The organism is Sphingomonas sp. Leaf357 (assembly GCF_001423845.1).
GTDB lineage: Bacteria > Pseudomonadota > Alphaproteobacteria > Sphingomonadales > Sphingomonadaceae > Sphingomonas.
The window spans coordinates 725904-744305 of the sequence record NZ_LMPM01000002.1 but is presented as its reverse complement, the minus strand read 5'-3'; the positions used below and the strand labels follow the sequence as shown (position 1 = coordinate 744305).

The window sequence follows — 18402 nt, the reverse complement described above, 5'->3', positions numbered from 1 at the left end:
ATATCCGGTCGAGATAATCGTCCGTCATTCCCGCGAAGGCGGGAATCCATGATCACTGCACGTCAAGAAACCCACTCAGTTCAGCCAGTATGGATTCCCGCCTTCGCGGGAATGACGATCTTGGGAAGGTGCGTTTCAAACCGAAATCGTCAGACTCTAGCGGCCGGGCAGGGGGCGATAGGCGAGGCGATCGGCCTGATACGATCCCAGCCAAAGGGTGTCGCCGACGATCGCCGCCGCCGACACGCCGTTGAAAGCGTCCTCCGGCGCGCCATAGGCGAGCGTGGATACGACGCCCGACGCCGGATCGATCGCCGCGACGACATAGCCGCGGTGGCACAGCATCTTGTCGGCCTCGCCATCCACGACCTTGCGCAGGCCGCCACAGGCCGGTTCGTCCAGCCGCATCCCGGCGGCGACCAGGCGACCATCCGTCCAATGCACATTGTCCGGCATGAAGCCGGGCATCTCGATCGTGCGCACGGGCCTTTTCGGATGCCGGCGGTCATAGACCAAGACGGCATGCCAGCCGAACGCGACAACATAGAAATGGCGGTCGTCGGGATCGGTCTCCAGCCCGTTATTGCCGGGCAACTGCGTGCCGGGAATTTCGGTAAAGGCGGTCGCACCGGGTGCCCATTGCCACACCGCGCCGGTGCGCTTGCCGAGCACGAAATCGGCGATCGTCATGCCGGGCCGCGTCAGGACGGTAACGAGGATCGTGCCGTCGGCGAAGGTGGCGACGGCGTTGCCGACCTGTCCGGGCGGCATCAGGCGGCACCCGCGCCAGCGCAAGGTCGGCCGCTCGCCGCCGAGCGTCACGTCGAAGATCTCGATCGATTCGCGCCCGCCGTGATTGACGACGTGGAGCGTGTAACGCCCGTCGCCGGTCTTGCGCAGGCTGAGGCCACGCACGTTGAACAGGGTCGCATCCACCGGACCGGGGCAGGCCGGATACGCGGCGCGGTCGGGGTCGATCTGCGCCGCGCTGCCATCGTACCAGAGCGTCGCCTGCCGGCTCGTCGTATCGACCAGTTTCAGGCCGGCACCGGGCGCGAAGCCGCTGGCGACCATCCAGCGCGTGCCGGGAATGGCGACGACGTCCTCGGGATGCGCCGTGCCGCAGACATAGGCCAAGGCGGTGCCGTTCGAGCAGGGCGCAACGGGCGCGACGGGTGTCGCCAGCCCTAGCACCGCCGCGAGCAGCATCACAGTTCGATCCGCTTCACGTCGCCAAGAACGAAGATGTAGGCGAGCGCACCGACGATCGCGAGACCGCCGACAAAGGCCAGGGCGTAGAAGAACGATCCCGTCGCCGCGACGATCGCGCCGATCACCAGCGGGGTGATGATTCCGGCGAGATTGGCGGCGAGATTGAAGATGCCGCCGGTCAGCCCTAGCATCCCGCGCGGCGCGATGTCGGACACCAATGTCCAGCCCAAGGCGGCCATGCCTTGGGCGAAGAATGCGAGCGACAGGATCGCGATCACCGCGGTGTTCGATTCGACGAAATTCGCCGCGATTATGGTCGAGGCAAGCAGCAGGCCGGTGATGATCGGCACCTTGCGCGCGATATTGGCCGAGAAGCCGCGACGCAGCATCGTATCCGACCACCAGCCGCCGAACAGCACGCCGATCGACGCCGCGATGAACGGCAGCACGGCGTAGAAGCCGATCTTGAGGAAGGCCATGTGCCGTTCGGTCGCGAGATAGGTCGGGAACCAGGTGAGGAAGAACACCAGGGTGGAATTGCCGGCGAACTGGCCGATGCAGATGCCCCACATCTGGCGGAAGCGCAGCAGCTTGCCCGCCTTGCTCCAGTCGATCCTGCCGCCCTTGCCGGCACCGCCGACCAATCCGCCGCCCGCCGCGATCAGATCGAGTTCGGCGGCGTTGACGCTTTTGTGATCGCTGGGCTCGCGATAGCGGGCGAGCCAGACCAATACGAAGGCGAAGCCGACCACGCCGCAGACGATGAACAGCGAACGCCAGCCATGACTTGCCAGCAGCCAGAACAGCAACGGGCTGAGGAAGGCGAGCCCGATATATTCGCCGACCGTGTAGACGCCGGTGGCGAAAGCACGCTCCGATTGCGGAAACCAGGTTGCCACGACGCGACTGTTGGCGGGAAAGCACGGGGCTTCGGCGATGCCGAGCGCGAGCCGCAGCCCGAGCAACGAGGCGAGGCCGCCGACCAGAGCGTGCAGCAAGGTGAACAGCGACCAGAAGCCGACCGACAAGGCGTAGGTCAGGCGCGTGCCGAAGCGATCGAGGAACAGCCCGCCGGGGATCTGCGATGCGGCATAGCTCCATGAGAAAGCGGAGAAGACGAGGCCCATGACCGCGGAATTGATCGCCAGTTCCTTGGTCAACGCCGGAGCCGCGATGCCGAGCACGGTGCGATCGAGATAATTGACCAGCGTGCCGGTCGCGATCAGGCCGAGCATGGCGAAGCGCGCGCGCGTGGGGCGCTGGCCTGCCGGAGCGGTGGGGCGCGCGGTCATGTCCTGCATCTTCGATCCTCTCGTGCGGCCGGTGTTCTGATCGACGCCCGTGCCGCGCTTCTAGTCTTTACGGAAAAAATCAGAAGCCGGCCGCCATGCGCTGGCGATCGGCGGTGCGGCCGGTGAACAGGTCGAAGGCGCGGGCCGCCTGGAACACCGCCATGTCGCCGCCATGCGCGGTGCGGCATCCGGCGGCGCGGGCGGCGCGCAGCAATTCGGTCTCCAGCGGGAAATAGACGACGTCGGCGACCCACATCTCGGCGCGCAGAAGCGCGGGATCGATCGGTATGCCCGGGTGGCCCTGCATGCCGATCGGCGTTGCGTTGATGATCCCGTCCGCCTCGGCCAGTTCCTCCGCGATGTCGCGCGTGGCGGCGCGGGCGACGCCGCCGGGCAGGCGGCCGACGAGATCTGCGGCACGGTTCGCCTGCGGATCGACGATCACCAGATCGCGACAGCCCAACTTGACCATCGCCATCGCCGTCGCGGCACCCGCGCCCCCGGCTCCGATCTGCACGACCCGGTTCAGCGCGACCCCGCCCAATTGACGCTCGAAGCCTTCGCCGAAGCCGTAGGAATCGGTGTTGTGGCCGGTGCTGCGCCCGTTCTGGAACACGACCGTGTTGACCGCGCCGATCGCGCGCGCCTCGTCGCTGAGTTCGTCGAGCAGGGCGATGATGCGCTGCTTGAAGGGATGGGTCACGTTGACGCCGGCGAACCCCTCGCGCTTCACCGTGTCGAGCGTGGCGGCGAGATCGTCGCCGGTGTGCGGCGGGATCGCGAGATCGAGCAGGCGATAGGTGAGCGCGATGCCCTGCGCGGCCGCCTCGCGCTCGTGCATTTCGGGCGAGCGCGACCCCTGGATGTCCATCCCGATCAGGCCCGTCAGGATCGGTGACGTGGCGGCGTCGGGGCCGGCGGGCTGCTCCGCCCCTATTGTGTCCGTCACTGCAGAAACCTCCCCATATTTGACAGTCATGGCCGTCTGCCGGGCCGCTTGCCAACCGTTTCGAATTCGGAATTGACTCGGTACGAACCATTTCGTACATCAAATGTCAACGGGCGTCGATCTTCGGATCGGGGAAGGCCCGAACGGACGCCGCAGAGCGTCGATGTGAAGGGGATGGGGATGGGCCTGCGACTCGCGATTGCCACCACGGCTGTGCTGCTGACGTCTTTTGCCGGATCGGCGATGGCGCAGAGCAACGGCAAGGATATCGCCGATGCGGCCGAGATCGGCGCGAGCGTCCAGGCGGTCGGCGCGGATTCGTTCGCGACCACCAAGATCGCGTTCGCCGACGGCGTGACCGGCTATCCCGACATCACCTATCAGACGCTGCCGGGCTATCGTCCGCTCAAGCTCGACCTGTTCCTGCCGCCGGCGCGCTTCGCCTCGGCCGGTCCGCGCCCGCTCGTCGTCTACGTGCATGGCGGCGGATGGATGGCGGGCGGACCGCGCCGCAGCGCCGCTTATGTCGACTGGCCCAAGGTGCTCGCGAGCCTCGCGGCCAAGGGGTATGTCGTCGCCAGCCTCTCCTACCGTTTCTCGCGCGAGGCACCGTTCCCGGCCGCGATCCAGGACGTGAAGGCCGGCATCCGCTGGCTGCGCGCGCGCGCCGCGACCTACAATATCGATCCGCAACGCGCCGCGATCTGGGGCCAGTCGGCCGGCGGGCATCTCGCGGCGCTGGCCGGGGTCAGTTGCAACGTAGCCGCGCTGGAGCCCGGTGCGCGGATCGTGCCGAAGACGGCCAATGTCGAGACCGTGGCGTCGACCGCGGCGGGCAGCGACCAGGCCTCGGACTGCGTGCAGGCGGTGGTCGGCTGGTTCGGCATCTACGATTTCGCGAGCATGCCCAAGCGCAGCAGCCCGCCGCCCGGCATGCCGCCCGGTCCGAGCGCGGAAAACCTGTTCCTGGGCTGCCCGGCCGGCGATTGCACGCCCGAGCAGCGCGCCTTCGCCTCGCCGGTTACCTATGTCGACCGCAGCGACCCGCCGGTTCTGCTGATGCACGGCAGCGACGACCAGACGGTGCCGGAGGCGCAGACGGAGACGTTCTATACGGCCTTACGCGCCAAAGGCGTGGCGGTGCGCAAGATCGTGATTCCGGGCGTCGATCACAGCTGGATCGGCAAGACGCCGGAGGCGACGCGCGATGCGAGCAAGCTGGCGCTGCGCACCGCCATCGATTTCATCGACGCCCAGATCGGCGACAAAGGCCGCTGACACACGACCATCACGACGCCACGCCGGGCGAACCGGCGGGCGAACAATAGAGGGAGGACAATCCATGACGAGCATGACGACACGCCGGAGCCTGGCGCAATCCGCATCGACCCGCGCGCTCGCGATCGGCGTCGCCGCACTGGCGATCGGCCTGGCCGCGACGCCGGCCGCCGCGCAGGACATCGGCACGCAGGGGCCGAAGACGACCGCCGACCAGGTGACGACGCCCGGCGAAGCGACCACCGCCGCGGCGCAGACCGACGCCGCCCGCGCCGCCGTCGCGCAGGACACGGCCGCCACGCCGGACACGAGCAGCGAATCCGACATCGTCGTCACCGGATCGCTGATCCAGCGCCCCAACAACACTTCCGTCAGCCCGATCATCAGCGTGGGCGACGCCGCGATCAAGGAAGCCGGCGTCGCGACGCTGCAGGACGCGCTGAACCAGTTCCCGAGCTTCACCACCGGCGGCAATGCCGGCACCGGTGGGCAGGGCACGGGCGGGCGCGCCTCGATCAACCTTCATGGTCTGGGCACCAACCGCAACCTCGTGCTGCTCGACGGGCGGCGTCTGCCGGCATCCGACATCAACGGTAACGTCGACATCAACATCCTGCCCGAGGCGATCATCGACGGGATCGACGTGATCACCGGCGGCGCGTCGGCGGTGTACGGGTCGGACGCGATGTCGGGCGTGGTCAACTTCAAGACGGTGCGCAAGCTGGACGGCATCAAGGTCGACCTGCTGAACACGATCAGCGAGCGCGGCGACGGCTATCGCTTCAACGGGTCGCTCGCCTTCGGATCGACCTTCGCGGAGGATCGCGGGCATGTCACCGCCGCGTTCAGCTATGCCAAGCAGAATCCGATCAACGGCAGCGCGCGCAGCTTCTTCTACGACAAGACGCCGTCTTCGTTCATCGGCACCGGCACCTTCGTGCCGAGCGCGACCAACGCGCCGAACGCCGCGGTCGTGCAGGGCGTGTTCGCCCGGTACGGCGTGACCGGCACGATCAATCCGCTGCTCAACTTGGGCTTCAACGACGATCGTTCGCTGTTCGTGCAGACCGGCGCGATCAATTATCGCGGGCCGACCAATGGTCAGGGCTATCTGCTCGTCGGCAACAATGTGCGCATGCCGGTGGGGCAGCAGATCGACTTCTACAACGGTCTAGATCGCAAGACGGCATTCCTAAAGGCGGATTACGAAGTCGCGCCCGGCATCACCGCGTACGGCCAGTTCATGTATGTTGATCTGAGCGTGCATACGGCGAGCGGTGGCAGCCTGACGCAGTTCGGCACGCTGACCAGCATTCCCGTCACCAACCCGTTCATCCCGGCCGATCTGCGCACGATCCTGGCATCGCGCCCGAACGCCGCGGCCAGCTTCACCTGGAACGGCCGCTATGTCGGCGTGCCGTACAAGAACTTCGAGGAGCAGTATACCGTCCAGCAATATCTGGCCGGCGTGCGCGGCGAGATCGCAAGCGGCTGGACCTTCGACGCGTACGGCGCATACGACGAATCCGTCCACAACCAGACGATCCACTCGGCCATCGTGAAGAGCCGGGTGCAGAATTTGCTGAGCGCGACGGACGGCGGCAATTCGCTCTGCACCGGCGGTTTCAACCCGTTCGGCGACGCCAATGCGCGCAGCCTGTCGCAGGCCTGCGTCAACTACATCACCAAGGATGCCTTCTCGCGCGAGAAGGTATCGCAGACCCAGGTGCAGGCGCAGATTAACGGCAAGCTGTTCGATCTCGGCGCCGGCCCGGCGCAGATCGCGTTCGTCGCCGATTATCGCCGCAACAGCTACAGCTACGTCCCCGACAGCGATCTGGCGGCGCAGAATCTGGAGTCGATCATCGCCTCGCAGGGGGCGCGCGGTGCGATCTCGCTGAAGGAAGCGGCGGCGCAGCTCGATATTCCGTTGATTTCGGGTAAACCGTTCTTCGAGGAACTCGGCATCGGCGGCGCCGTCCGCGTCTCGGATTATTCGACCACCGGCACGGTGACCAGCTTCGAGGGCGATGCCCGCTGGCGCCCGATCGAGCCGTTGCTGTTCCGTGGCAGCTATCAGCGCGCAGTGCGTGCGCCGAACATCGGCGAACTCTTCGCGCCGGCATCGGGCACGCAGCTGGTGATCGGCACGCCACCGGCCTCGCTCGGCGATCCGTGCGATATCCGCTCGACCGCGCGCACCGGGGCGAACGGAGCACAGGTCAGCACCTTGTGCGTCGCGCAGGGTGTGCCGTCCCAGGCGATCGCTTCCTATACCTTCCCGACGACGGCGACCGGCCAGACGATCACCGGCAATACCGGCCTGACCCCGGAAAAGGCCAACACCTACAATTTCGGTCTGGTGCTCAATTCGCCGATCAAGTCCGGCTTCTTCCGCGATTTCTCGCTGTCGGTCGATTATTACAACATCAACATCAAGAACGTGATCTCGTCGGTGCCGGGCCTGACCGTCCTGTCGAAATGCTTCAACCTCGACGGCTCCAACCCGAGCTACACCAACACCAATCCCTACTGCCAGCTGATCCAGCGCGATGCGACGGGGCAGATCGTCACCGTCTCGACGCCTTATCTCAACCTCGGGGGCCTGAAGACCGACGGCGTCGAGATCCAGGCGCATCTCGGCCTGCCGGCGGCGGTGGCGGGTTCCGAGGGCAAGGTCTATGCCGATACGTCGATCGGTTGGACGCGCAGCTACAAGGTTCAGCTGCTGCCGAACACGGCGTTCCTCGACTATACCGGGGTCAGCAATGGTGGCGCCGGAACCGGGGCCGTACCGCCGCGCGCGACGCCGCGCTGGAAGGCGCTGACCACGATCGGCTATCGTTCGGATGCATTCGGGCTCGGCCTGCGCTGGCGCTATCAGGGCCCGCTGTCCGACGTCAGCTCGGTGCTGACGCCCGCCACCGCACAGGCCGGCGTGCCAGCCTATTCGCTGTTCGATCTGTTCGTGTCGACCAAGGTGAACAAGCGGTTCGAGATCCGTGGCGGCGTCAACAACCTGCTCGACAAGGGCCTGCCGATCGTCGCGAGTTCGCAGAACGGCACCGATGTCGCGCTCTACGATCCGATCGGGCGGTCGTTCTACGTGGGCGTCAAGTTCGGCTTCTAAAGGGTACTGCGCGGCCCCGGTCTTCGACCGGTGGCCGCGCCGTCCGTTTTCCTACAACAGGTTCGCCCTGGCCCGCGCGCCGAGATAGCGCGCGCTGGGCTTGAGCGTGCGGCGGAAGGTCTGGCGATCGACCGCGACCAGCCCGAATTTCTTGGCATAGCCCGACGTCCATTCGAAATTGTCGAGCAACGACCAATAGAGATAGCCCTTCACCGCGATCCCTTCGTCGATACACTTGCGCACCTCGGCAAGCGTGTCGGCGATGAACTTCACGCGGATCGCGTCGTCCTCGGCGGCGATGCCGGTTTCGGTGAGGTAGATCGGACGATCGATGTGTATCGCGGCGTAGCGGAGCGTCGCGCCGATCGCATGCGGGTAATTCTCATAACCCATGTCGGTGAGCGGAACGCCGGGCTCGGATTTCATCAGCCCCTTCGCGTCGATGCGGAGCCGTGAATAGGTCTGCACCCCGACAAAATCGGATGCGTTCGCCGCCTCGATCCAGCCGCCATACATCGTGCGTTCGGCCTGTGCGGCGAGATTGTCCGGCCCGATGCCCTGAATCTCCTGCATCGACAGCGTCACGCCGACGGGCAGGTCGCCCCGCACGGCCTTGATCGCGGCATAGCCCTTGGCATGCGCGTCCAGCATCACCGTGCTGATCTTGTCGGGATCGCCGAACAGCATCGACGAAAATCCCGGCGATGCGGTGCGCCGCGCCGCCGCCGCGATCATCGCTCGTGCGTTCGCCGCCGCCGCATCGCTGGCGAAACGCGGCAGCACCTTGCGCAACAGCACGATATTGGCCTCGTTGAAAGTCGAGGCCATGCCGATCAGACGGCCGAGCCGCTCGGTGGCGCGGCCGCAGAAGCGCGCGAACAGATCGGCCCCGTCCGCCACCTCGAAACCGCCGCGCATTGCGAACCACAAGGGCACGGTGAAGTGGTTGTAGGTGACGATCGGCAGCAATTTGCGCGCATGGCATGCCTCCAGCACGCGGACATAATGGTCGAGCGCGGCCTGTGAAAACATGCCCTCGGCCGGCTCGATCCGCGCCCATTCGATGCCGAAGCGATAGCAATTCAAGCCGAGCCGCGCGGCGATGTCGAGATCCTCCTCATAGCGATGATAGCTGTCGCAGGCATCGCCGGACGGATCCCTGAACGCGGTCGGCCGATTGGTTTCGAGCAGCCAGCTGTCCGAAATGGTGTTGCCGCCCTCGCTCTGGTGCGCGGAGATCGCCGTGCCCCACAGAAAGCCCTTCGGCGCGGATCGCCCGGCGGCGGCACCCGCCGACGGAATCGCACCGGCGAGCAGACCGGCCGCCCCGGCGACGATCTGCCGCCGGTTGGGCTGGGTGTTCGAGTCCATCTCCGTCGCTCCTTCGGTCGCGCTTCAGGGTGCCGGGGTCGCCGCCCATTTCTTCAAGGAATCGGCCATCGTCGCCGCCTTGGCCTTTTCCTGGATCGGGCGCAGGCGCGCGGCCTTCGTATCGGCGCCGATGGACAGATAGGCGGTCGGCTGCGTCGTCACGGCCGGCCAGCGCGGGGCTCCCGCGCCGTTGGGATCACCGGTGCGGGCGAAGCGCACCCAATAATCGCCCATCATCTTCGATACCTTGGCATCCTGCGCATCCCAGCGATGCTCCGCCGGCTTGGTGCCGAAGACATATTCGAGTTCGCCGCCATGATCGGTTCCGGCCGATCCGGCGCGCTGATCCACCGGCACCTGATCGAAATAATAGACGAACGCCTTGGCTCCGGTCGCCGCATGCTTGTCCGCCAGAGCGAAGGACGGCAGCACGAATCCGGCATCCTCGGCGAGGTCGATCGCCGCCGCGGCGGGTGCCTTGCCGGTATAGGAGACGTAGCCGGCGAGCAGATCCGGGAAGGCCGGGCCGAGCAGGATCTTGGCATTGGCCTCGGTCATGCCGCCCAGGCTGGATTCGTTGGAATTGCCGCCGATGATGAGCGGGATGCGCATCTCCTTGCCCTGGAAGAACGGCTCGCCCGGGCTGTGCACGACGACCTTGCCGTCGATGAACGGGAAGGCGCGGCCGTTCTTCACCACATCGGCGAGCGGAATGGCGCGCAGTTGCTCGGGCGTGGCATCCTTCAGGCCGAGGCCGGTGGCCCAAAGCTCGCCCAGCTTCTCGGCGCTGATCGCGCCGCCCCGGATCGGGAACAGCGCGCTACCGCCCGCGCCGGATTCCGAAATCGCCTTGTGGAACAGGCCGGCCGACTGAGGCGAGCCCATCAGGATCTGGACCGATCCGGCGCCTGCGGATTCGCCGAAGAGCGTGACGTTCGCGGGATCGCCGGCAAAGCTCGCGATGTTGCGCTTCACCCATTTGAGCGCCGCGATCTGATCCATGATCGCGTAATTGCCGAGCTGGCCGGCCGGATCCTCGCGGGTCAGCGCGGGATGGGCGAAGAAGCCCAGCCGGCCGAGGCGGTAATTCACCGTGACGATCACCACGCCGCGCGCCGCCAGCGCCGCGCCGTCGTAGAGTGGAACCCCGGCCGCGCCATAGGTGAAGCCGCCGCCGTGCAGGAACACCATCACCGGATATCTGCCCGCGCGCTTCGGCCGCCAGACGTTGAGGAACAGGCAATCCTCGCTCATTGGGCCGACCTGCGCCCAGGGCTCCTTATGCTCCGGCCCCTGCGGGCAGGCCGCGCCGAAGCTGCGCGCCGCGCGAACACCGGTCCAGGGCAGAGCGGGCTGCGGGGCCTTCCAGCGCAACGGCCCCTGTGGGGGGGCGGCGAACGGTATGCCGCGAAAGACGTCGAGCTGGCCCTCGCTGGTGCCCGACACCGTGCCCATGTCGATCTTCGCACGGGGCGGTTGCGTCTGGGCATCGGCGGGGGTGGTGGCGATCACCGCGGCGGGCAGCGCGGCAGACAGCGCGATCGTGGACAGCAGGCGCAACAGCATCGGGTTCCTCTCCATCGGCGCGGTTCGTCGAGCGACACTCGCGATCCGTTGGCGGAGATTAAGATCTTAATTCATGAATTAGTCAACGTGTTTCGCGAGAAACGGCTCGACCATTGCGCGCACGTCGACGCGAGCCTTCAGCCGGGCGGCGAGCAGCGCCGTGCCGCTGATCTTGCGTTGGACGAACAGGATGTCCGCCGGCGGGATGTGCCAGGCCGAGTGATCGGCGGCGACGTCCATGCCCTCGTCGCGGAGCACGCCGACGAACGCCCGGTCGCCGAAATCGAACGCGCCCGGCTTGCGCAGTTCCGCGATGACGATGTCAATCATCCGGTCGATCCGCGCACGATGGTTCGCCACCGCGCCCGGACCGACAAAGCCCGCCGCCACCGCCGCCTCGCGGGCATCGTCGCGCCGCCCGTCGATCATCGCGCGGAGCAACGCCAGATACCCGGCCGCGATCGGTGCCGCGACCGGCCGGGACGCGCCGAAATCGAGCAGCACCAGCCGGCCGGTTTCGGGCTGATAGCGATAATTGGCGAAGTTGGGATCGGTCTGCATCACGCCGAATTCGAACAGTTCGCGCAGCAGCAATGCGATCAGCGACGCCATCGCGGTATCGCGCACGTCCTGCGGCGCATCGGCCAGGCTCTCGATCGCCCGGCCCTCGACATAGCCCATCGCCAGAACGCGGTCGGTGGTGAATTCCGTGTCGAGCGTCGGCACGACATAGTCCGGCGCATTGGCCAGCAACGTGCCGAACAGGGTCATCTGTTCGCCTTCGCGCAAATAATCGGCCTCCTCGTGCAACTGCGCCTTCGCCGCGAGCAGCAGCGGCGCGATGTCGAGTTCGCGCGGCAACAGGCCGGAGACACGCAACAGCGTCGCGACGTTGTCGACATCGGCGTCGATGCTTTCGCGCACGCCGGGATATTGCACCTTGATCGCCAGATCGCGGCCGTCGCGGGTCTGCGCGCGGTGGACCTGCCCGATCGAGGCGGCGGCGATCGGCGTGACGTCGAAGCGCAGAAAGCGCGTGCGCCAGTCCTTGCCCCACTGCGTCGCCAGCACCTGCTGGAGCTGCTGCGGCGGCATGCGGTGCGCGTTCTGCCGCAGCCGCGCCATGATCTCGGCCAGTTCGGGCGGCAGCATGTCGCCCGCGTCCATCGAGATCATCTGGCCGAGTTTCATCGCCGCGCCGCGCAGGTGTGACAGGCGATCCGCGATCCGCCCGACATTCCCCGGCGTCAGCAGCATGTCGCGCATGCGCGGGCGTTCGCCCTCGGCTAGCCGGCGCGCGCCCTCGGCCAGCATGCCGCCGGCGACGCCGCCCGCCAGCCGCCCGAAATGGCCGAAGCGCGACAGCCGCCCGCTTGGCACGGCGCGGCCCTTGGTGTCGTGATCGTCGTCGCTCATGCCGTCACCAGCCCTGGCTTCCCGGTACGCCCTTGAACGGACCGGCGAGCGCGGAGGTGATCCAGCCGCCGTAGAAATCGCCGGGCTGCGGCACGACCGTCTCGCCATCGACACTGCAGCGATCGAACGGGGCGGCGTAGAAGGCGACATGATCCCGCAGCATCGCGAAGGCCGGACTGGGATCGGCGTAGCTCCAGCCGACGCGCGGGAGAACCACGTCGCCGATCACGACATCCCAATAGCGCGCTGCACCCTTCCATTCGCAAAACGAGCTGCCCGCCGCGCGGCGCAAAACGCCCGGCGCGATATCCTCGGGCGGAATGTAATAGCTTGGCGGGTGGCTGGTCTCGAGCGTGCGGATGCAGGCGCGGGAGGAGGCGATGACGAGCCGGTGATGCTCGATCATGATGCGCGAGGCGGTCGGTTCGGCAATGGCGGGGCGCGGATAGGACCAGACGCTTTCCTGACCGGGGCCGACGGGATCGGCGCGCGGCCTCACGCTGTCGTCCCATGGCCGGCGAGGCGTTGCAGCCGGGGGCGGACCATGAGAAAATAGAGATAGGCGCGTTCGAGCAGCGCCAGTACCCAAGGTTGCCGTGCTGCGATACCGAGCGGGCGCAACAGCGGGATCGCCCGCCACATCGCGGCGAACGCCGCGGCGCCGGACAGCATCACCCCGTTTTCGCGAACATGGAAGCGGGCCAGCAGCTCGGCGCGATCGAGCGGACAGGAGCTATCGCCGTCCGTCGCATCGACGAAGCGGATCGCGCCGTTCCGGTCGAGCCGTCGCATCAGGGCAATCTCACGGCGGCACAACGGGCACGCACCGTCGTGCCAGACGGTCAGTTCGGTCATGCCATGGATGTAGGGGGTCCAAGGGCGTCACGCATCGCCGACGCCAAAATATCGTCGCCCAAGACCCGCGACGCACCCGGCACCGTGAGGCGGGGAATGGAAATTCCCGCACCGGCTTCCCATTTAACGGTGAATAGGAGACCTCGCTCATGACCAAGTACAGCAAGACCGCCGAAGCGATCGCCGCGCTTTCGCCCGAACAATTCCATGTGACCCAGGAAAGCGGCACCGAGCGGCCTGGCACCGGCAAATATCTCGATAACAAGCAGCCCGGCATCTATGTCGATATCGTCTCTGGCGAGCCGCTGTTCGCATCGGCCGACAAGTTCGATTCGCATTGCGGCTGGCCGAGCTTCACCAAGCCGATCGAGCCGGCGCATGTCGAAGAGATCCGCGACGTATCGCACGGCATGGTGCGGACCGAAGTGCGCTCCAGCCACGGCGACAGCCATCTGGGGCACGTGTTCGACGACGGCCCGCGCGACCGCGGTGGCCTGCGCTATTGCATCAACTCGGCCTCGCTGCGCTTCGTGCACCGCGACGACATGGAGGCCGAGGGCTATGGCGACTATCTGCCGCAGGTCGAAGACGTCGCTTGACCTTCTGGCGCGCTAGGGCGCGACGACTTTGGTCCGTCCCAACTCTCTCCGTTCGTTTCGAGCGAAGTCGAGAAACAGGCCGCACACGCGCGGCGAGGGTTTCTCGACGTCGCTCGAAACGAACGGTGTAGTCGTCTTGCTTTAGCTCCAGCCGCCGCCGAGTGAGCGAAACAGATCGACCTGCGCCCCGGCGATCCGGGCGTCGGCAGCGGCGAGATCGGCATCGGCGTCGGCGAAGGTGCGTTCGGCATCGAGCACGTCGAGAAAGTCGATCTGCCCTTCGCGCTGGCGGGCGCGGGTGATGCGCGCGGCTTTTTCCGCGCCGTTCCGCGCCGCCTGCAATGCGGTGCGGCGATCGAGTTCGCGGGCATAGGTGGACATGGCGGTCTCGGTTTCCTGCAATGCCTGCAGCACCGTGCCGTCGAAGGTGGCGAGCGCACCGCGGCTGTCGGCTTCGGCTCCGGCGATGCGCGCGCGGGCGGCGCTGGTGTTGGGGAACGACCAGGTGATCAGCGACCCGATCAGCCAGCGCAGCGGCCCCGCGCCAAAGATGTCGCCGAAACCGGTACCGGTCGATCCGATCGATCCGCCAAGCGATATGCGGGGATAGAGATCCGCCGTGGCGACTCCGATCCGCGCGGTGGAGGCGGCCAATCGCCGCTCCGCCGCACGCACATCCGGACGGCGCGCGAGCAACGCGGCCCCATCGCCGACCGGGATCGGCTGGGTCAGGCGCGGGGTCGTCGTGCGCTCACCGGCAATCGCCGGCAGTTCCTGCGGCGTGCGGCCGGTGAGCGTGGCGAGGCGGAACAGAGCCGCCTGCCGATCGGCCTGAAGTTCCGGCACCAGGGCGGCGCGCTGATCGCGCAACGTGGTAATGCGGACCGTATCGAGCGGCGCGGCGCGGCCGGCGGCCACGCGCTTGCCGGTCAACGTCGCGCTGCGGTCGAGCAGGGCGACGACACGCTCGGCCACCGCCAGCCGCTCGGCCGAGGCGGCGGCATCGACATAGGCACGCGTGGTGGCGGCGACAATCGCGACGCGCACCGCATCGGCATCCGCCTCCGCCGCGCCGACATCGCCGCGCGACGCTTCGATATTGCGTTTCACCCGGCCGAACAGATCGGCCTCGTAAGCGACGTTCAGGCCGACATCGACATTGCTATTTTCGACGGCAAGGCCGGGCAGGCGCTGTACCGCCGACGAGCGGCCATAATTGTACCCGGCACCGATCGTGGTCTGCGGCAAACGGTCCGACCGGGCGCCGCGCAAGGACGCACGGGCGGCATCCAGCCTCGCGACGGCGACACGGATGTCGGTATTGGCCTTCAGCGCATCGGCGACCAGGCCGTCGAGCACCGTATCGTTGTACAGCCGCCACCAATGATCGTCGATGGTGGTCGCGGCGACGCTCGGGCTGGTCGTGCCGATGAAGGAGGCGGTCGCCTTCGGCGCGGGGATCGGCGCGACATAGTTCGGGCCGACGGCGCAGGCGGCGAGCGTGAGCGCGGAAAGGGAGGATAGCAGAGCGCGTTTCATGGGATCTGGCCTTTATTCGGCAGGCTGGAGGGCGGGCATCGCGCCACCGGACGGGCGGCGGGCGAGCCGGGCCGCCAGCGCGCGGCAGACGACGTAGAAGGTGGGGGTGAAGAGCAGGCCGAAGCCGGTGACGCCGATCATCCCGAAGAACACCGCCGTGCCCAGAGCCTGGCGCAGTTCCGATCCAGCGCCGGTCGCGATCACCAGCGGCACGGTGCCGAGGATGAAGGCGAAGCTGGTCATCAGGATCGGGCGCAACCGATCCTGCGCGGCGCGCACGGCGGCCTCGATCGGGGACAGGCCATCCTGTTCCTCGGCCTGACGCGCGAACTCGACCACGAGGATCGCGTTCTTGGCGGCAAGCGCGATCAGTACGACGAGCCCGATCTGGGTCAGCACGTTATTATCCATGCCGCGCAGGTTCACGCCTGTCATCGCCGCGAGCAGGCACATCGGCACGATCAGGATGATCGCCAGCGGCAGGGTGACGCTTTCATATTGCGCCGCCAGCACCAGGAAGACGAACACCACCGCCATCCCGAACACGAGCGCCGCCGTGCTGCCGGCCAGCTTCTGCTGGAAGGCGATGCCGGTCCATTCGTGCGTGTAGCCGCTGGGCAACGTCGTGTCGGCGAGCTTTTCCATCGCGACCAACGACTGGCCGGAGGAGAAGCCCGGCGCGGTATCGCCATCCACCTCGACTGCGGGGGCGAGGTTGTAGCGCACGACACGGTACGGCCCGGTCTTGTCCTGGAAGGTCGCGACCGACCCCACCGGTACCATCTGCCCGGAGTTCGAGCGCGTCTTCAGGTTGGCGATATCGGCGGTGGTGTTGCGGAACGGTGCGTCGGCCTGTGCGGTCACGCGGTAGGTGCGGCCGAGCAGGTTGAAATCGTTGACGAAGGCCGAGCCGAGATAGACCTGCAATGCCTCGAACACGCGTTCCGGGGGGACGCCGAGCATATTGGCCTTGGCACGATCGACATCGGCGAAGATGCGCGGCGTCGACGTTTCGAAGAAGCTGTAGATCTGCGCCAGCCCCTTGGTCTGGTTGGCCTTGCCGATCAGGTCCGTCGAGACTGTGTTCAGCGCGCCATAGCCGCGCCCCTCCTGGTCCTGGACCATCAGGCGATAGCCGCCGGCCGAGCCGATGCCCTGGATCAAGGGCGGCGGGACGATCAGCAAGCGGGCCTCATTGATGTCGGCGGTGGCTTTCTGCGCCTCGCCCATGATGCTGGCGAGCGTGACGCCGAGCTTCTCGCGTTCCTCGAACGATTTGAGCGGGATGTAGGCGGCCGCGGCATTGGGGGCGAGCGTCTGCGACGGGCCGTCGAACCCGGCGAGCATCACCGCGCCCTTCACCCCGGCGAGCGGCAGGATGCGCTTGGCGACCTTCTGCATCACCGCGTCGGTGCGCTCGACCGAGGAGCCGGGCGGCAATTGGATGACGGTGAGGAAATAGCCCTGATCCTGCGCCGGCACGAAGCCGGTCGGCGTCCAGGCGAAGACGGCGACGGTCAAGGCGATCAGGCCGCCATAGACCATCATCATGCGCTTGGGGGCCATCACGAGCCGGCGGGTGAGCCCGGCATAGGCAAGGCTCATCCGTTCGAAGGCGCGGTTGAACGCGTCTCCGGCGCGACGGACCACACGCTGGACGCGGTTGTCGCTTGCCGGATCGGCATGCGGACGCAGCAGCAGGGCGGCAAGCGCGGGCGACAGAGTGAGCGACAGGATCAGCGAGATGATCGTCGCGGTCGAGATCGTCACCGCGAACTGGCGGTAGAACGCGCCCGACAGGCCGGTGAGGAACACGGTGGGGATGAACACCGCGCACAGCACCAGGACGATCGCGACCAACGCGCCCGAGACCTCGTCCATCGACGTGCGCGCGGCCTCCAGCGGCGAGAGACCCCGTTCGAGATTGCGTTCGACATTCTCGACCACGACGATCGCGTCGTCGACGACGATGCCGATCGCCAGCACCAGCCCGAAGAGCGACAGGTTGTTGAGCGAATAGCCGACAGCCGCCAGCACCGCGAAGGTGCCGATCAGCGAGACGGGAATGGCGACGATCGGGATGATCGCGGCGCGCCATTTCTGCAGGAAGACGAGAATGACGAGCACGACCAGCACCATCGCCTCGATCAGCGTGTGCTTCACCGCGTCGATCGATTGCGAGATGAATTCGGTCGGGTTGTAGATCACGCGGTAGCCGAGGCCTTTGGGGAAGCGCTTCGACATCGCCTCCATCTCGGAACTGACCTTCTGCGCGGCGGCGAGCGCGTTGGAGCCGGGACGCTGGAACACCGCGAGGATCACGGTGGGCTTGCCGCTGAGATAGGTGTTGGCACCATAATCCTGCGCGCCGAGTTCGACCCGGGCGACGTCCGAGACGCGGACCTGGCGACCATCCTTGTCGGTGCGGATCACGACATCGGCGAACTGCTTGGGATCGGTCAGGCGGCCCTGCGTCTCGACGTTGAGCTGGAAGGCGTGGCCCTGAGCATAAGGCGGCTGGCCGAGCGTGCCGGCGGCGACCTGCACGTTCTGGGCGCGCAGCGCGGCGACGATCTCGCCCGCCGTCAGATCGAGCGCGGCGGCGCGGCCGGGATCGATCCATACGCGCATCGAATAATCGCGCGCGCCGAACAATTGCACGTCGCCGACGCCGTCGATGCGCGACAGGCGATCGCGGACCTGGGTCAATGCGTAATTGGAGATGTAGCCACGATCGAGCGACTCGTCGGGCGAGACCATGTTGACGACCATCAGGAAGTCCGGCGAAGTCTTGCGCGTGACGACGCCGAGGCGCTGCACGTCCTCCGGCAGGCGCGGCACGGCGACCGCGACCCGGTTCTGCACGAGCACCTGCGCGGCATCCAGATCGGTGCCGATCTTGAACGTCACGGTGATCGTCAGCTTGCCGTCGCCGGTGGATTGCGACGATTGATACAGCATGTTGTCTACGCCGTTGATCTCCTGCTCGATCGGGGCGGCGACGGTCTCGGCCACCGTTTCCGCGCTCGCGCCGGGATAGGCCGCGCTGACCGTGACGGTCGGCGGGACGATGTCGGGGTATTGCGACACCGGCAGGCTCATATAGGCGATCGCGCCGACCAGGGTGATGACGACCGCGATCACCGCGGCGAAGATCGGCCGCGTGATGAAGAAGCGCGAAAAGCGCATGGGGAA

At 66.9% G+C, this 18402-nt stretch carries 13 protein-coding genes; 3 read left to right on the top strand and 10 right to left on the bottom strand.

All coding sequences use genetic code 11. The features are described 5' to 3' along the window. Window positions 1-156: 156 nt before the first annotated feature. From ASG11_RS16465 to ASG11_RS16455, 3 genes are all read right to left on the bottom strand, one after another. Complete coding sequence (locus ASG11_RS16465; protein WP_055782580.1) at window positions 157-1209, bottom strand: hypothetical protein; 1053 nt, start codon at window positions 1207-1209, stop codon at window positions 157-159. Next, window positions 1209-2504 (bottom strand): MFS transporter, encoded by a 1296-nt coding sequence (locus ASG11_RS16460; RefSeq protein ID WP_201781363.1) that lies wholly within the window; start codon window positions 2502-2504, stop codon window positions 1209-1211. The genes ASG11_RS16465 and ASG11_RS16460 overlap by 1 nt, the downstream gene beginning before the upstream one ends. 79 nt (window positions 2505-2583) lie before the next feature. After that, window positions 2584-3453 (bottom strand): shikimate dehydrogenase, encoded by an 870-nt coding sequence (locus tag ASG11_RS16455; protein ID WP_201781362.1) that lies wholly within the window; start codon window positions 3451-3453, stop codon window positions 2584-2586. Window positions 3454-3633: 180 nt separating this feature from the next. Between ASG11_RS16455 and ASG11_RS16450 the strand changes: the two genes are divergently transcribed. Both ASG11_RS16450 and ASG11_RS16445 read left to right on the top strand, forming a co-directional pair. Next, window positions 3634-4731: an alpha/beta hydrolase gene (locus tag ASG11_RS16450; protein WP_055782572.1), complete on the top strand. Its 1098-nt coding sequence runs from the start codon at window positions 3634-3636 to the stop codon at window positions 4729-4731. Window positions 4732-4795: 64 nt separating this feature from the next. Next, window positions 4796-7861, top strand: a complete 3066-nt coding sequence (locus ASG11_RS16445) for a TonB-dependent receptor domain-containing protein (protein WP_236697557.1) — start codon at window positions 4796-4798, stop codon at window positions 7859-7861. 51 nt (window positions 7862-7912) lie between these two features. On the opposite strand, the gene ASG11_RS16440 is transcribed toward ASG11_RS16445, so the two are convergent. The 5 genes from ASG11_RS16440 to ASG11_RS16420 form a co-directional block, all read right to left on the bottom strand. Next, a complete protein-coding gene (locus ASG11_RS16440; RefSeq protein WP_055782570.1) occupies window positions 7913-9232 on the bottom strand; it encodes a glycoside hydrolase family 1 protein in 1320 nt (439 codons plus the stop codon). A gap of 24 nt (window positions 9233-9256) precedes the next feature. Beyond that, window positions 9257-10798: a carboxylesterase/lipase family protein gene (locus tag ASG11_RS16435; protein ID WP_168371758.1), complete on the bottom strand. Its 1542-nt coding sequence runs from the start codon at window positions 10796-10798 to the stop codon at window positions 9257-9259. A 78-nt stretch (window positions 10799-10876) separates the two neighbouring features. Continuing rightward, entirely contained in the window at window positions 10877-12214 is a 1338-nt protein-coding gene (locus ASG11_RS16430) for an ABC1 kinase family protein (protein WP_055782564.1), read from the bottom strand. A gap of 4 nt (window positions 12215-12218) precedes the next feature. Then, window positions 12219-12713, bottom strand: coding sequence for a DUF427 domain-containing protein (locus ASG11_RS16425; RefSeq protein WP_055782561.1), 495 nt, complete (start codon window positions 12711-12713; stop codon window positions 12219-12221). Then, window positions 12710-13069, bottom strand: a complete 360-nt coding sequence (locus tag ASG11_RS16420; RefSeq protein WP_055782558.1) for a thiol-disulfide oxidoreductase DCC family protein — start codon at window positions 13067-13069, stop codon at window positions 12710-12712. The genes ASG11_RS16425 and ASG11_RS16420 overlap by 4 nt, the downstream gene beginning before the upstream one ends. A gap of 149 nt (window positions 13070-13218) precedes the next feature. Here ASG11_RS16420 and msrB point away from each other — a divergent pair, with 149 nt between their 5' ends. Continuing rightward, window positions 13219-13668: a peptide-methionine (R)-S-oxide reductase MsrB gene (gene msrB / locus ASG11_RS16415; RefSeq protein WP_055782553.1), complete on the top strand. Its 450-nt coding sequence runs from the start codon at window positions 13219-13221 to the stop codon at window positions 13666-13668. A 141-nt stretch (window positions 13669-13809) separates the two neighbouring features. On the opposite strand, the gene ASG11_RS16410 is transcribed toward msrB, so the two are convergent. Next, a complete protein-coding gene (locus tag ASG11_RS16410) occupies window positions 13810-15207 on the bottom strand; it encodes an efflux transporter outer membrane subunit (RefSeq protein WP_055782550.1) in 1398 nt (465 codons plus the stop codon). A 12-nt stretch (window positions 15208-15219) separates the two neighbouring features. Continuing rightward, window positions 15220-18396: an efflux RND transporter permease subunit gene (locus ASG11_RS16405; protein ID WP_055782548.1), complete on the bottom strand. Its 3177-nt coding sequence runs from the start codon at window positions 18394-18396 to the stop codon at window positions 15220-15222. Window positions 18397-18402: the final 6 nt, after the last annotated feature.

Bases quoted from the DNA above. Each gene is read 5' to 3' on its own strand.
- ASG11_RS16465 (WP_055782580.1), bottom strand. From the start codon at position 1,209: ATGCTGCTCGCGGCGGTGCTAGGGCTGGCGACACCCGTCGCGCCCGTT.
- ASG11_RS16460 (WP_201781363.1), bottom strand. From the start codon at position 2,504: ATGACCGCGCGCCCCACCGCTCCGGCAGGCCAGCGCCCCACGCGCGCG.
- ASG11_RS16450 (WP_055782572.1), top strand. From the start codon at position 3,634: ATGGGCCTGCGACTCGCGATTGCCACCACGGCTGTGCTGCTGACGTCT.
- ASG11_RS16445 (WP_236697557.1), top strand. From the start codon at position 4,796: ATGACGAGCATGACGACACGCCGGAGCCTGGCGCAATCCGCATCGACC.
- ASG11_RS16440 (WP_055782570.1), bottom strand. From the start codon at position 9,232: ATGGACTCGAACACCCAGCCCAACCGGCGGCAGATCGTCGCCGGGGCG.
- ASG11_RS16435 (WP_168371758.1), bottom strand. From the start codon at position 10,798: ATGCTGTTGCGCCTGCTGTCCACGATCGCGCTGTCTGCCGCGCTGCCC.
- ASG11_RS16430 (WP_055782564.1), bottom strand. From the start codon at position 12,214: ATGAGCGACGACGATCACGACACCAAGGGCCGCGCCGTGCCAAGCGGG.
- ASG11_RS16420 (WP_055782558.1), bottom strand. From the start codon at position 13,069: ATGACCGAACTGACCGTCTGGCACGACGGTGCGTGCCCGTTGTGCCGC.
- msrB (WP_055782553.1), top strand. From the start codon at position 13,219: ATGACCAAGTACAGCAAGACCGCCGAAGCGATCGCCGCGCTTTCGCCC.
- ASG11_RS16410 (WP_055782550.1), bottom strand. From the start codon at position 15,207: ATGAAACGCGCTCTGCTATCCTCCCTTTCCGCGCTCACGCTCGCCGCC.
- ASG11_RS16405 (WP_055782548.1), bottom strand. From the start codon at position 18,396: ATGCGCTTTTCGCGCTTCTTCATCACGCGGCCGATCTTCGCCGCGGTG.